13 protein-coding genes are annotated in these 13985 nt (G+C 45.8%); 11 read left to right on the top strand and 2 right to left on the bottom strand.

The window, feature by feature from the left end; all coding sequences use genetic code 11:
* The first annotated feature begins 27 nt into the window (after positions 1-27).
* The 4 genes from HKN88_02770 (at position 28) to HKN88_02755 (ending at position 5007) form a co-directional block, all read left to right on the top strand.
* On the top strand, positions 28-1515 hold the full coding sequence (locus HKN88_02770; protein NNC96975.1) for an alpha/beta fold hydrolase: 1488 nt from the start codon (positions 28-30) through the stop codon (positions 1513-1515).
* A gap of 44 nt (positions 1516-1559) precedes the next feature.
* Complete coding sequence (locus HKN88_02765; protein ID NNC96974.1) at positions 1560-2324, top strand: ATP-binding cassette domain-containing protein; 765 nt, start codon at positions 1560-1562, stop codon at positions 2322-2324.
* Positions 2324-3490 (top strand): ABC transporter permease, encoded by a 1167-nt coding sequence (locus tag HKN88_02760; GenBank protein ID NNC96973.1) that lies wholly within the window; start codon positions 2324-2326, stop codon positions 3488-3490. The genes HKN88_02765 and HKN88_02760 overlap by 1 nt, the downstream gene beginning before the upstream one ends.
* 143 nt (positions 3491-3633) lie before the next feature.
* Positions 3634-5007 (top strand): DUF4397 domain-containing protein, encoded by a 1374-nt coding sequence (locus HKN88_02755; protein ID NNC96972.1) that lies wholly within the window; start codon positions 3634-3636, stop codon positions 5005-5007.
* 159 nt (positions 5008-5166) lie between these two features.
* Here HKN88_02755 and mnmE read toward each other — a convergent pair whose 3' ends face one another.
* On the bottom strand, positions 5167-6498 hold the full coding sequence (mnmE, locus tag HKN88_02750) for a tRNA uridine-5-carboxymethylaminomethyl(34) synthesis GTPase MnmE (GenBank protein NNC96971.1): 1332 nt from the start codon (positions 6496-6498) through the stop codon (positions 5167-5169).
* A gap of 107 nt (positions 6499-6605) precedes the next feature.
* On the opposite strand from mnmE, the gene HKN88_02745 reads away from it, so the two are divergent.
* The 5 genes from HKN88_02745 (at position 6606) to HKN88_02725 (ending at position 10747) form a co-directional block, all read left to right on the top strand.
* Positions 6606-7841, top strand: coding sequence for an alpha/beta fold hydrolase (locus HKN88_02745; protein NNC96970.1), 1236 nt, complete (start codon positions 6606-6608; stop codon positions 7839-7841).
* Positions 7838-8329 (top strand): hypothetical protein, encoded by a 492-nt coding sequence (locus tag HKN88_02740; protein ID NNC96969.1) that lies wholly within the window; start codon positions 7838-7840, stop codon positions 8327-8329. Before HKN88_02745 ends, HKN88_02740 begins: the two co-directional genes overlap by 4 nt.
* Before the next feature lie 137 nt (positions 8330-8466).
* The gene (locus HKN88_02735) at positions 8467-9018 is read left to right on the top strand and encodes a DUF3276 family protein (GenBank protein ID NNC96968.1); all 552 of its coding nucleotides are present in this window, start codon (positions 8467-8469) and stop codon (positions 9016-9018) included.
* A gap of 200 nt (positions 9019-9218) precedes the next feature.
* Complete coding sequence (locus tag HKN88_02730) at positions 9219-10280, top strand: hypothetical protein (protein NNC96967.1); 1062 nt, start codon at positions 9219-9221, stop codon at positions 10278-10280.
* Positions 10281-10441: 161 nt separating this feature from the next.
* Entirely contained in the window at positions 10442-10747 is a 306-nt protein-coding gene (locus tag HKN88_02725; GenBank protein ID NNC96966.1) for a DUF1272 domain-containing protein, read from the top strand.
* A 265-nt stretch (positions 10748-11012) separates the two neighbouring features.
* On the opposite strand, the gene HKN88_02720 is transcribed toward HKN88_02725, so the two are convergent.
* Positions 11013-11687, bottom strand: a complete 675-nt coding sequence (locus tag HKN88_02720; protein ID NNC96965.1) for an SGNH/GDSL hydrolase family protein — start codon at positions 11685-11687, stop codon at positions 11013-11015.
* Between the two features lie 304 nt (positions 11688-11991).
* On the opposite strand from HKN88_02720, the gene HKN88_02715 reads away from it, so the two are divergent.
* The gene (locus HKN88_02715) at positions 11992-13116 is read left to right on the top strand and encodes a GGDEF domain-containing protein (protein NNC96964.1); all 1125 of its coding nucleotides are present in this window, start codon (positions 11992-11994) and stop codon (positions 13114-13116) included.
* Positions 13117-13143: 27 nt separating this feature from the next.
* Positions 13144-13985 (top strand): hypothetical protein (locus HKN88_02710; protein NNC96963.1); only part of this gene is annotated, 842 nt, incomplete at its 3' end.

Raw genomic sequence — 13985 nt, 5'->3', positions numbered from 1 at the left:
CAAGAAGAACCTTTTGGATTAAATCATATGGATAAACGTATTTTCAACCCCCTGTTCCTGACAATCGCTTTAATCGGCGGCATGCTGACTCATAACAACTTTGCCGATTCGGTAGTGGGTGATATCGAATTCACCAATTGCAAGGTTTCAGATCCCACTGGCAAATTGCAAGTAACAGCCGAATGCGCTGTGTTCAGTGTTCCTGAAAATTATGCGCAAGCTGATGCAAAAAAGATTGACTTACATATCGCTCGTTTTAAAGCTAAAAATGAAAAGGATCGTGAAAGTGCTACGACCTTGCTCGCAGGTGGCCCCGGCCAAGGCGCCATTGAAAGTTTTGTACCGAATATGCTTCGCCTCAAAAAAATCAATACCAATCAGGACATTTATTTGATCGACCAGCGTGGCACTGGTAAATCAAACCGAATGCAATGTGATACAGATAACTTTGATACCACTGTGGAATACGATCCGGAGATTGTGAAGGAATACACCAGCAAATGCCTGGCTGGGCTTCCCGGCGATCCGCGTTATTACACTACCAGTGTGGCCATGCGAGACCTGGATGAAATACGCAAGGCATTAGGTCTGGAACAATGGAATTTATACGGCGGTTCTTACGGCACGCGCACGGCACAACATTATCTAAAGCAATACCCCAACCGTGTTCGGAGCGTCATCCTAGATGGCTTAGTATCTCCCGACCGTCCACTTGGCCCAGAGATCGCACTTGAAAGCCAGCGCGCATTAGATGATCTATTAAAAAGATGTTCCAATGACACAGATTGCAGTAATGCCTTTCCGGAATTGGAAAAAAATGTTCGGGACTTGATCGATGAGCTTAAACAAGAATCCAGGCAAGTTACCATCGAAAACATGGTGACGGGTAAAAAAGAGGACCTGTTATTCACCTCGGCGCATCTCGCCGGTGGCATTCGCATGGCATTGTATTCGCCAATAACTATGTCTATCTTGCCCAATTTACTTTACGAAGCGGCAGTCAACCAGCATTACGGTCCTCTGGCCAGACAATCGATCAACCAAACTCGTCAAATAGCCGATTTAATGAGTATGGGCATGCACAATTCGGTTTTGTGTACCGAAGACGCCGACAAGTTTGATGATGTTCAGATAGACATGAGCAAACTCGAAAATTCTTACCTTGGCAAAGATTTTTTTGATGCCATGAAATTAACTTGTGACATTTGGCCAAGGGGCGAAATTGATGAAGGCTTTCATGAGCTGGTAACAACCGACAAACCGGTTCTATTGCTTTCAGGATCCGTTGACCCGGTTACGCCGCCCGCCTACGCCGAACAAGCCATGCAAAACATGAGCAATAGCAATCACATTGTTCTTGAAGGTCAAGGTCATATACAGATGGCGGTAGGCTGCATGCCGACGATTCTGGCCAAATTTATTGAACAGGCCAGTTTTGAGGAAATTGAGACCGAGTGTTTGAATAAAGTAAAACCCGAACCGTTTTTTATAGATTTCAATGGACCAACGCCTTAAGGCACTCTCACCCGCTCGACATTCAGGGAAAAAAGGATGAACAAATGATTATTGCAAAAAACCTTTACAAAACTTTTAAGAAAAAAGGCGCCAAAAAAAAGCAAGACCGGGTCGTTGCCGTTGAAGAGGTCAGTTTTGTTGCTGAAGACGGCTTGATCACCGGTTTATTAGGGCCGAATGGTGCAGGTAAATCGACAACTTTGCGTATGCTCGCCACCCTCATGCACCCCGACAGTGGTACCGCCAGTGTTGACGGTTTTGACATATTAGAAAACCCTTTGGCAGTTAGAGAACATATTGGCTTTATGCCCCACAACTCGGGCATCTATCCACGCCTTACGGCCCGGGAGAATATTCGTTATTACGCCAATGTGTGCGGTCTCAGTGGCAAATCGTTGGAAAAACGCATAGACGAGTTGGTAGATATGTTGGGTATGGACGAATTCAAAGACCGCCGTACTGATGGTTTTTCACAAGGGCAACGCACTAAAGTCGCCATCGCCCGGGCACTGGTGCATAAACCCAAAACCCTGATGCTGGATGAACCCACCAACGGCCTGGATGTAATGGCAACCCGTAGTTTACGTAAAGTTATTCGGCGTCTGAAAAATGAAGGACACTGTATTCTTTTCTCCAGTCACATCATGCAGGAAGTGGCGGCCTTGTGTGATCACATTGCGATTATCTCGGAAGGCTCGATAGCCATGGCCGACAGTCTGGATGGTATTCATAGCAGAACCGGACAGACGGATCTGGAGGATGCTTTTGTCATAGCCATTGGTGAAACACTTGAAGAGGAAGCAGCGTAATGAAACAAATATATTCCATCACCAAAAAAGAGATTCAGGACAATATTCGCGACAAGCGTTCGCTTGGTTTTGCTTTGATCTATCCGATCGCCTTTCCCTTGTACCTGGCCTTTGTATTCTTTATTACTGTCAGTGTAACTAGCGTAGACTTTGAAAAGGAATCTGACTTACACGTTGCTGGGCAAGAATTGGCACCAAATCTGATAACTTATCTGCAACAAAACAATTTTAATATTCTTGCTGCACCGGAAAACTTTAGCGATAAAGTCAAAAACCTGGAAATCCCCGTCGTCTTGGAAATTAAAGCATCCTATGGTGAAAAACTCCGTGAAGGTTTACCCGCACCGCTCAAGGTTTATATGACTGAATCCGACAATGATTCGGATAAAGCCGCAAACAAGATTCGTACAGTACTGAATCGCTATGCACGTACCTTGAATCAACAACGCCTGTTAGTTCGCGGCATTGACGTGAATCTGTTTGACAGTATAAATGTTGAAAAAGAAGACGTTTCGTCGGAAGGCACTTCAGGTCGTGCACAAGGCTTGATGGTGCCTATGGCCATAATAATTAGTATGATTATGGGGGCTTTTTATCTTGCCATTGAAGTAACCGCCGGTGAGAAAGAAAAACACACCCTCGAGCCCCTGATGACCCTGCCAGTCTCGCGCAATAAAATGGTTTTAGGGAAATTCTTTGCTTTGCTGGCTTTTTGTTTGTTCAGTATGTTTGTTGCCATCATTTCATTTGTGGTTGTATTTGAACTCATACCCAGCGATAAAATACCGGACATATTCAATTTCAATATGGAACTCGTCACCAAGATCAGTTTGATCCTGATCCCGCTGGCCGCATTTATTTCTGCCTTGCTGATGGTTATTTCAAGTTTCACCAAAAGCACCAAAGAGGCACAGACTTATTTGGGCTTCTCGATATTCCTGTTCTTCGCCCCGTTCTTTGTGATGATGTGGAAAACCATTCCGGCCATTCCTTCGGTTGTAGCCAGTCCGATTGTGAGCCAATATAAACTGCTGGATATGGTCTTCAAAGATGAAACCATTTCCACATCAAACATGCTGCTTTCAACCAGCTCTACTTTTGCGTCAGCCGGACTGCTCTTGCTGCTTGCATTCTGGTTATATAAGCAGGACAGAATATTGCAATAGCACCGGTTTTAATGTTCAGACAAGCCTCCGCAAGGAGGCTTTTTATTTTGTCCCACAAGAATATCTTTTTTGCTTTACCGCCTAATTCCTTTATCTAATTGACGACGCAGTTCAGTTATAATGGCGCCAACCGGAGAATTCATATGCATGTAAACCCCATATTTAACCTTGGCCAGCGTTTATTCAGCGCCATAATTTGCGCCACGATACTTATTTTTCTGTCGGCTTGTCACGACGAACCGCAAATTGCAACTTTACAAATACTACACGCCTCAGCCGATGCACCGGATTTACGCATCAGCGATGATGGCTTTTTGTTTGCCGATAACTTCACTTACTCTTCAGCAACCGGGAAAGTGGATTTGGGGTCCGGTGTGCATGATGTTACGGTGAGCGCCATTCTGCCCAATGGCAACACAAGCTCACGTTTTTCAATCAGCCAACGTGACTTTCCTGCGAATACCAACACTCTGGTCATCGCATCAAACACCTATAGCGCTATGGAACCTTATATTGTGGTTCAAAACGATGACGCTATTGACGCAGAAAGTGCGCGTGTACGAGTGATTCATTTGGCTCCGAATGCACCAATGGTGGATGTATATGTGACCGCGCCTGATGTCGAGCTGGCCAATGCAGCCCCGCAAACCACTTTAAGCTTTAAACAAGAAACCGCAAATTTAAATTTTACCGCAGGATCTGTTCAGGTACGTCTAACCCACTTCAATACACAAGAAGTAATTTTTGATTCTGGACCTTTATCAATCTCGGGCGGTGTTGACTCAACGATTGTTGCTGTTGACAGCACTAATATCGGCGACTCGCCTGTGAGCCTGTTATTTCTTGGCAACAACACTTCACAACTGCTGATCGACAGTGCTGCTGCCAGTCGTGTGCGAGTTGTGCATGCTTCGCCAGATTCACCCAATATTGATGTTGCTTTGGATGATGACTTCAGCAATTTAGCATTCAGTGATCTTGCTTTTGCAACAGATTCTGGTTACAGCGACTTCATTCCTTCTAGCTATAACCTAAAAGTGGTTGAATCCGTTACCAGCACACCGGTATTACTGGATGACACATTGAGTTTTGTACTAGGCTCAAGCCATACATATGTGGTTCTGGATACCGCCGCGAACTTACAGTCAATTTTTACCAATCGTAATCATCGCCGCATCGCCACCGATGCCAGACTGGACATTATTCATGCCGCTAGCCAGTCGGGAAATGTGGATATCTATCTGGAAAGTCCGGGAACTGACCCATCAACATCTAGTCCGGAATTCACGAATGTACCTTTAACGGGCACAACCAATTTCCGGTCGCAAGCTCCTGGAACTTATGACCTTACTGTCACTGAAACCGGCACCACGAATACGATAGTTGATGCAACTGAAGTAACTCTAAATGCGCGAGGTCTGTACACAGTGGTCGTTGTGGATGATCAGATCACAGCTGCTGATAATGATGGCTTACCAGCAAGTTTGATGTTGTTGGATGATTTTGTTGCAAATTAATTGAAGCGATCGAGCAAGAGTTCTATTTTTAGAGAGGCCGGCATTTTGTCGGCTTTTTTTGTAGGAGATTTTTGATGGATCGCGTATCAAGCTTGTGCCGTACTACGACACGGTATAAGGGATGACCAGATTCAAATAATTGAAAAATTCTAAAGCGGGTCATTTACCAATACAAAAACTGCCAAAGATCTTTCCGAGTAGATCATCGGAGGTGAACTCCCCGGTGATGGAGCTCATGTGTTCCTGGGCCAAGCGCAATTCTTCTGCCACCAGTTCACCGGCTCTGGACGTGCTCAAATGCTCAAAGGCGATATCAATATGCGATTGGGCTGTATTCAGGGCATTCAGATGCCGGGTACGTGCGCCAAGAGTGTTGGCCGCATCCGATTGAAAGCCCGCAATACGCTTGAGTTGTGTGATAAGTTTGTCGAGGCCTTCGCCGGTCAGGGCCGATAGATAAATAAACTGCTCGTCGGAATCCTCCGGTGATGCGGCCCCCAGATCAATCTTGTTATAGATCGATAAGATTGGCAAAGATGTGTCGAGCTCAAGTTCGTGATCAATGTCCACGCCGTTCACGTCCACCACTTGCAAAATAACATCGGCCGACTCGATGGCCGAATGCGCGCGACGAATACCCTCTTGCTCAATGACGTCTTCACTTTCTCGCAAGCCGGCTGTGTCGATAATGTGTAAAGGCAAGCCGTCCAACACGATCTGTTCCTTGAGTACGTCACGCGTAGTACCCGGAATGTCGGTAACGATCGCGGCCTCGTAACCGGCCAGACGATTCATTAAACTGGATTTACCTGCATTGGGTTTACCGACTATGACAGCGGTTAAACCTTCTCGCAACAGTGCCCCTTGTTTCACGCTTTGTTGCAGGTTATTAAATTCCTGTTTGATCCGGGAAAAGCGCGTGGCGAGTTCTTCAGTGGCCAGAAAGTCGATCTCTTCTTCCGGAAAATCCAGAGCCGCTTCTACATAGGCACGCAGATCGATCAGTTGCGCCACCAGGGAATTCACTTGTACCGAAAAAACTCCCTGCAAGGAACGCACTGCCGCCTGGGCTGCCTGGGCTGAACCTGAATCGATCAGGTCAGCAACCGCTTCGGCCTGTGCCAGATCCATTTTATCGTTCAAAAAGGCACGTTGCGTAAACTCACCGGCCTCGGCCAAACGCACCCCGCAATCCAAGACTGCATTTAACAACAGCTGCATAACCACAGGTCCGCCATGGCCTTGCAATTCCAGAACGTCTTCACCGGTATAGGAATTGGGTCCGGGGTAATAGATCGCGATCCCTTGATCAATTTTTTCTTGTTGAGCGTTCAAGAACCAAGTGAGCTCGGCGTGGCGAGCGTGCGGCACAAAACCCAAAAGTGTTTGGGCAACCAATTGAGCTTGGTTTCCGGACACCCTCACAATCCCCACGCCACCCTTACCCGGTGGTGTCGTGATGGCCGCAATACTGTCTGTACTCAGTGTCATATTCCCTCAGGGATGATGATCCGTTATTGAATCAGCTGGTTTACAATGTCTATTGTAACGTGCGCATTGAATTTCTACCGCTGCTTTATTTACTGGAATTGTTCTAAATGAAAAACACTCTGATACGATTCAACAATCCGCATGGCAATGAACTGACCGGGTCACTGGAATCCCCCGACTTTGGAGAACCCATTGCCACGGTGTTACTCGCACATTGTTTTGCCTGTACCCGCAAAACCAAGGCGGGAACTTACATCGCGCGTGCTTTGGTCAAAGAAGGCTTTGCGGTTTTACGTTTTGACTTTTCCGGCTTAGGGCAATCGGAAGGCGATTTCGCCGACACGAATTTTTCGACCAATGTGGATGACCTGGTAGCCGCCGCCGCTTATTTACGCGAGAACTTTCAGGCGCCGGAAATTCTGGTTGGACATTCTCTCGGCGGTACTGCGGTTATTGAGGCGGCCAAACGTATACCCGAATGCGTGGCCGTCTCAACCATCGCATCACCGGCCGATCCCGAACATGTGACCCATCTGATCAAAGACCAAATGCAATGCATTATTGATACCGGGCAAGCGAATGTGGAGCTCGCGGGCCGTGAACTGACCATTAAGAAACATTTTATTGATAATCTTAAAGCGCAACAGATTGAAGAGACTTTACACAATCTGAATCGTGCGATATTAATTTTTCATTCGCCCTGGGACGAGATCGTGAGTATTGAACACGCCAAACTCTTGTATCAGAAAGCCTTACATCCGAAAAGTTTTGTGTCATTAGACAACGCTAATCATATGCTTACTAACCGCAATGACGCCGAGTATGTGGGCTCGGTATTGGCAGCCTGGGCGGCCAAGTATTTGCAGCCGGATGACGAGAATGAAGATGAGCAGGAACCAGTTCCTCGCCAGGGTGAAGTTGTTGCCAGTATTGGTAAAACAAAATATCTAACCCGCGTGCAAACCCCCGATCATCATTTTTTTGCCGACGAGCCCGTCAGTCTGGGGGGCAAGAACAAAGGGCCAACACCATACGACTTGCTGGCTGCGGCGCTGGGAACCTGCACTTCCATGACATTACGCATGTATGCTGATCGTAAACAATGGGATCTGCAAAGTGTGGATACCTTTGTGCAACACGAACGCGTGCACGCGGAGGACTGTCGCGACTGCGAAACTCATGAAAAACTCACCCATCGGTTTGTGCGTCGTATCCAGGTCAGTGGTAATCTGGATGATGCGCAACGCGACCGCCTGATTGAGATCGCCAACAAATGCCCGGTGCACAAAACCCTGGAAGGGCGCATCGAAACCACCACCCATCTAGCTGGAGAAGCCTTATGAGATCTGTTTTTAAACTATTGGCCTTAATGCTTGGTCTTAACGCCTTGGCCTGTGCCGCTTTGATAACCGGTGAGGACAAAGCCGTGAGCGAAAGTACATATGATGCCGCTTTGGCGACAGAACTTGGCGCCGATGATTACGGCATGCGTTCCTACGTTTTGGCGATTCTGAAAACCGGACCCAATGACGCAAGCATCACCGACGAAGCCAAACGTAAAGAACTGTTTGCCGGCCATTTCGCGAACATGGGGGTAATGGCCGAAGCAGAACAACTGGTGCTAGCGGGCCCCTTAGACGGCAAAATGCAACGCCGGGGAATATATGTGTTCAATGTCAAAAGCATTGAAGCAGCGCAAGAATTAATTAAAGCCGACCCGGCAATAGCGGCCGGGATTTTTGAGGTTGAATTACACCAGTACTACGGTTCTGCAGCGTTAATGGCCATACAGAAAACCCATACAAAAATTCAAAAAAAGAAAATTGGATAAATTTAATTAATTTCTGGCTATCAGATTTATCTGACAAGAGCATCAGACGCAGAGATGTCCTGTTTCATTTAAAGTAAAGTATCCCGATAGCGGGAAGGCTTCAAAATTTTTATTTTCCACACAACAAGGAGGTTGTGATGAATCAGGATATTTTCCATACTCAAGTGACCAGCAAGTCACGCAATTATTTTTTCGATATTAAACAAAGTCAGCGTGGTGATTATTATTTGGTTATCAACCAGTCTAAAAAATCTCAGGATGGTTACGAACGCCAAAGTCTATTACTGTTTAATAATGTTTTACCCGATTTTGCTCTGGCGTTTACCAAAAGTCTCGAAAAGCTTACACAACTGGACCCTTCCTTAAATTTGCAGGAAAGTGGTTCTGAAAGTCAGCCAGCGATTCAAGAATCGAATGGCGAACCTAAAAAACGTTTTCGTCAATTAAGTCCTGAAGAGATCGCGCATGAACAAATGGTCAATGAGCGTAGTGGACGTCCTAAAAATTCTGGTTTACGCTGGAGCAGTGAAGATCGCACCCGGGTTAAAAAATTCTTTTTGCGTGGCGAGGCAATCAAGGATATTGCTGACACCTTGGGACGTAGTGTGCATTCCATAACGGCGGAATTGAAAAAACAGGGTTTGATCGTGACAGAAGAGAATTACACCAATCAAAAAAACCCGTTTTAGCTGTCAATTCGTTACTATTAGAAATATTCACAAAGCCAGACCGCTGATTTTGCGTCTGGCTTGCTGAAAAAATTGACACTGAGACTCACTTTTTCATGTAAACACCGTAAAATGCAGCCCTCAAGATGCCTTGCGGGCGAACCTTGCCGCGTTTGAGGGGTCGTAATTCCATTCTATTTACTAAGCCTTGCCGTATTCAAATGACTAAAAATTTCAATAAACTCAATAAAAACAAAAACTTAACGCTTCTCACCACGCTGTTTATTCTATTCAGCAGCATGAGTCTAGTGGCTGCAGAAACCGATTCACAAGAAACTAAATCGGCCAAACCATTAGATACCGTCACCTTGCCTTTTCCATCTGAACTTCGCATTTCGGGGAATGAAGGCTGGGTTCAGCTTGCTTACATTGTGGACAAAGAAGGTAATGTTAAGGATCCGATCATAGAAGCATCTGTCGGTGGTATGCCGTTTGAGAAAACTGCCATTGAAGCATTACAAAGCTTGAAATACTCTCCAGCAATATTCAAGGGTTCCAAGGTTGAAGAAGCGGTGTCAGGTGAAGTGGTTGAGTTTTTGCTCGAACAAACCTTCGAGGGTGTTGATCAGGGATTCAGTAATACCTACACCAATCTATTAGATGCTACCCGCACTGGTGACAAGGCCGCTGCTGATGCCGCATTTGCCAAACTCGAAGCCAGCCAGGACTTAACCGTGCATGAGATCAGTATGCTGGAAGTAATGCGCGCTTACCGGGCTGCCGAGAGCGGTGACCAAGTTAAACAATTACAACATTTACGCAAGGCCAGTGTACGCGACGGCATGCATCTTTCCAAAGAAATGTTGTCGACGGTATTGCAAACCCGTTTTGCCCTGGCTGCCAAACAAAGTCTGTTTCATGAGGCCTTTTATGCCTATAACCTGCTAGAACAGATCGATCCTGAAAATGACAAACTCACAACTTTGGCAATGGCCATGGTGCCGATGCAAAAAGCCATAGAAACCGGTAATTTGATCAAAGTCGATGCCACTATCGGTGACTTGGGCTATTGGACTTATACCCCAATGCGCCGCGTATTCGCTTTTGCTGCAGCTGAAGAAGGCGTGAAAGAATTTGAACCTCGCTGTGCACGCAAGAATCAGCGCTTTACGGTTACCACAACTAGTGAGTGGAAGATCCCGGATTCCTGGGGCGCATGTACGGTTGTTATCTACGGAACCCCGGGAGCAAAATTTTCCTTATACGAACACGCTGATATATAAAATTAGTTTTAAATTTTAACTGGCAATACTTTGCCTTAAGTTTTCTTAGCCACCAATGTATAGCACATCGGTGGCTGATTTTTTTGTGCAGCGGTTTCAGCATGTATATAATCTTTATTCATGCATAAATGGAATTTTCTCTATAAAGGATTAAAGATTACATGTTACAACTAAGACCCAACTGCGAACAGTGCAATAAAACTCTCGCGCCCGACTCTGATGAGGCCATGATGTGCAGTTACGAATGCACATATTGTCGTGATTGCGTAAAACGCTTACACAATGTCTGCCCAAATTGTGGCGGCGGATTTGTTGAGCGTCCGATACGACCAACAAATGATTATATTGAAGGGGTTAGTCTTAAACATCAACCGGCGAGCACGAAAAATATTCACAAAATGGTAGATCTGGATGAACATGCCAAATTTGCAGCAAGCATCAGGAATATCTCGCCGGATAAGCGTTAATAATCCTTGAACAATGACCAGACCAGAAATAGTTTTGTATCAGTTTCCGATCTCGCACTAATGTGAAAAAGTGCGCTGGGCGCTTGAATATAAAAATATACCGCACCGTAAAAAGACCGTACTCCCTGGCAGTCGCGGTAAAAAGTTTGCTTGCTCCTCTTTTTATGTCAGACGGCTATGGAATGCCCGCGGTGGAATTACCGGAAGCATTACAGAAAATTATTCAGCAGTATGAAAGTCGCCTAACTGGGCTCAACAAATTTATTCAGACCACCGCTAGATCTCTAATTTTATCAGCGGCCAATTTTCCCCATAAGGCATAGACTTTTTCGCCCGGATGAAAACCGTCTGAGGCAATCCAGTCCTGGATGTTTTCTTCCGATTGTGAAAATACATCCGGAAATTCCAATAAGCTAACGGCGGGTTCTTGTGCAATCCAGTGTGCCAAACTCTGGCGCATGTGATCTTTGCGTTTACCGATCAACCACCTTAACGGCTGGGGCATGGCAGTAAATTTGCCCATCTCGGGAAGGTCAGACCAGACTATGCTTTTAGGCGAATACACTTTTTGAATCTCTCGGCTTAAGCTCCGACAGTGTTGGATCCAGGTTTTCCGCCGCACTAATGAGGTCACATCATTGACCCCTAATGAGATCAATACCACATCGAACTTGTTTTGCTGTGGCTCATCACAAAGTAAATGCAAAGTGTCTAAAGTGGTACGTCCAGATTGGGCGATTAATTGCCACTCCACACAAAAATCTGTACTTAAGCTTTTAGCCAATTGACCACTCAGTGCTTGCGATTGATGACTGACCCCGACACCAGCGGCGGCAGAATCACCAAGTACTAGAAGTCTGAATGGCTTGCCAGTGCCAGCCGTCCCGATTCGGTCACCTGTCGGTTCGGGCAAACGCAAGGCCTTACGTCGGGTGCTCATGCCCTGAATCAGTAACAGCGGCGAGAATAAAAGCGCCGGAAGCAAATACCAATAATTGAACATTTATATTTTATATTTATTTTATATATTAATATTATTAATATTGAATGATTTAAACCAGATAAACCTGTGTCGCCCATACGAACAACATTATTTTACATGATAGAATCGGGGTTATAAGTATTACAAATAACATTGAATAGGTCAGTAAACCTCTTTCTAGGGATTTGTAAGCCAAAAAAACGAGAAAAGAGCTCGAATCGAGAATTTCTCTAATTCGAATCGATTACAGGAAGTAAGTAACATGAACATACTGGATTCAAAATACATGAGTGCCCCTGACACGGCATTGATGTTGATTGCTGCCGGGGGCGAACGTATGGCAGCGACTATACGAATCGTTCTGGTTGCTATTTTGTGTTTGGGCCTTCTACTTGTTGCCATATCCCAGGACGTGGTGCCTTTTGAAGTTTATGTGGGTCTGATCGCTGCCTCGAGTGCCTTATTAATCGCCTTGGCCTTGTTGTATTTTTCCAAAACCGAAACACATATAAGCTTTCGGCATTATTTGATCACAGCAACCGATACCACTCTGGTCACACTGGCACTGTTCTTTTTTGCTATTTCCGGTAAACCCGAAGTTGCCATCAACAGCATGGTGGTTTGGGAGATTTATTTATTACTCATCATTGTGTCGTGTTTATACTTTGATGTGCGGGTCTGTATCACTGCCGGCCTAAGCTCGATCATTCAATACGCCTTGATATTGGTGTGGGTTACGAGTAATTGGGACATGACACAGAATATTCCAGCTTCCGACAGTAATGTATTTTCGGGTATCAGCTGGTATATCCAATACAGTCGTTTTTTGCTTATGGTTTGTGCCACTCTGATCGCGATTGGCATTGTGGTCCGTTGTCGGCGCTTGTTAACACTATCGGGAACTGATCCATTAACCGGACTTGATAATCGGCGCGTTCTGGAAGTTCGTTTATCCCAGGAAATTTCACGCGCGTTACGTGAATCTACCGTAACTTCGGTGGCCTACCTGGACATTGATCACTTTAAAAAGCTTAATGACAAATTTGGTCATGCTGCGGGTGATCAAGCGCTTAAGGTATTTGCCGACTCTTTAAAATCACACATGCGTGCTGAAGATATTATTTCGCGCTGGGGCGGGGAAGAATTTGTGATCGTATTTCCCAATACCGATAAACACAAAGCCAAGCAGCTAATAGAACGCATTCAGGACGCGTTAAAACAAGCGCCCATCAGTTTTCCCAAGGGTAAGGCGACCCTCGAGTTCAGTGCCGGCATTGCCCAATTCTCGGATGACGGCATGCATCAGGCAGAATTGATCCACAAAGCCGACAATTGTCTAAAACTAGCCAAAGAAACCGGTCGCGATAAAGTGTTGATTACAAATTAATTGATACCCTGTAAATAGATACTCATTATGCGTTTTTTGGAAATTAGTTGCTTGTTGTTTTGTTTGTTGGCAATCCTGTCGCTTGGTTCTCAATATCCCAAGCTACAGAAAGGCCTGCTCACACTAAGTGTTGTCGCACTGGCTCTACATTTGGGCATTGAAGGCTGGCGCTGGCAAATGGTGCCGGTTTATGTGGCCATTAGTTTGCTGATATTTATGACAATACGCCAGACTGAAGTGTCGGGAATGCTGATCGGATCAAAAATCGCTGTCTTGATGCTTTTAAGTGTGCCTTTATTCATGCTTCCGATTCCCAGTTATCCAGAATTGTCCGGTGCCGCCAGTGTAGGCACGGACTCTTTCGATGTGGTGGATAATGAGCGAGGCCGGGTGTTACCGACCAAGGTCTGGTTCCCGATCGATAAACCCACGTTGACCAAAACCGCCGAATTGCAAAGTGCCCCATGGCTGGAACATCAAGAAAAAATTGGCCCGGTCCTGGCCAGGATCGCGGCTATGCCGGGCTTTATTTTCAATCATTTACGTCACTTCAAAAATGGTTACAAGTCAGACCTCAAGCTTGCAGTCGCTAATGACAAACCCTTGATCGTGTTATCGCACGGGCGCGGCGGAATCAAGGAAATGAACGGATTTATGGCCATGGAGTTCGCCAGTCAGGGGTATATCGTTATCGCTCCCGATCACACCAAGGGGGCTATGTATACCGTGTTGCAAAATGGCTCGGAAATTCCTTTTGACCCCAAAGAATTTGCCGAAGGTGAAAACCTGCCCGACCCCGAATACGACCAACGCATCCGTGAATTGGGACAACGCTGGGTGCAGGATCTGGCGGTAGTAACCTCCTATGT

This window comes from Gammaproteobacteria bacterium (genome assembly GCA_013001575.1).
Classification (GTDB): Bacteria; Pseudomonadota; Gammaproteobacteria; order Steroidobacterales; family JABDMI01; genus JABDMI01.
The sequence above is the reverse complement of the archived record's forward strand: the minus strand, read 5'-3'. Positions and strand labels throughout refer to the sequence as shown.

Coding starts and splice junctions, on each gene's coding strand:
- HKN88_02770 (NNC96975.1), top strand. CDS start 28: ATGGATAAACGTATTTTCAACCCCCTGTTCCTGACAATCGCTTTAATC.
- HKN88_02765 (NNC96974.1), top strand. CDS start 1,560: ATGATTATTGCAAAAAACCTTTACAAAACTTTTAAGAAAAAAGGCGCC.
- HKN88_02760 (NNC96973.1), top strand. CDS start 2,324: ATGAAACAAATATATTCCATCACCAAAAAAGAGATTCAGGACAATATT.
- HKN88_02755 (NNC96972.1), top strand. CDS start 3,634: ATGCATGTAAACCCCATATTTAACCTTGGCCAGCGTTTATTCAGCGCC.
- mnmE (NNC96971.1), bottom strand. CDS start 6,498: ATGACACTGAGTACAGACAGTATTGCGGCCATCACGACACCACCGGGT.
- HKN88_02745 (NNC96970.1), top strand. CDS start 6,606: ATGAAAAACACTCTGATACGATTCAACAATCCGCATGGCAATGAACTG.
- HKN88_02740 (NNC96969.1), top strand. CDS start 7,838: ATGAGATCTGTTTTTAAACTATTGGCCTTAATGCTTGGTCTTAACGCC.
- HKN88_02735 (NNC96968.1), top strand. CDS start 8,467: ATGAATCAGGATATTTTCCATACTCAAGTGACCAGCAAGTCACGCAAT.
- HKN88_02730 (NNC96967.1), top strand. CDS start 9,219: ATGACTAAAAATTTCAATAAACTCAATAAAAACAAAAACTTAACGCTT.
- HKN88_02725 (NNC96966.1), top strand. CDS start 10,442: ATGTTACAACTAAGACCCAACTGCGAACAGTGCAATAAAACTCTCGCG.
- HKN88_02720 (NNC96965.1), bottom strand. CDS start 11,687: ATGAGCACCCGACGTAAGGCCTTGCGTTTGCCCGAACCGACAGGTGAC.
- HKN88_02715 (NNC96964.1), top strand. CDS start 11,992: ATGAACATACTGGATTCAAAATACATGAGTGCCCCTGACACGGCATTG.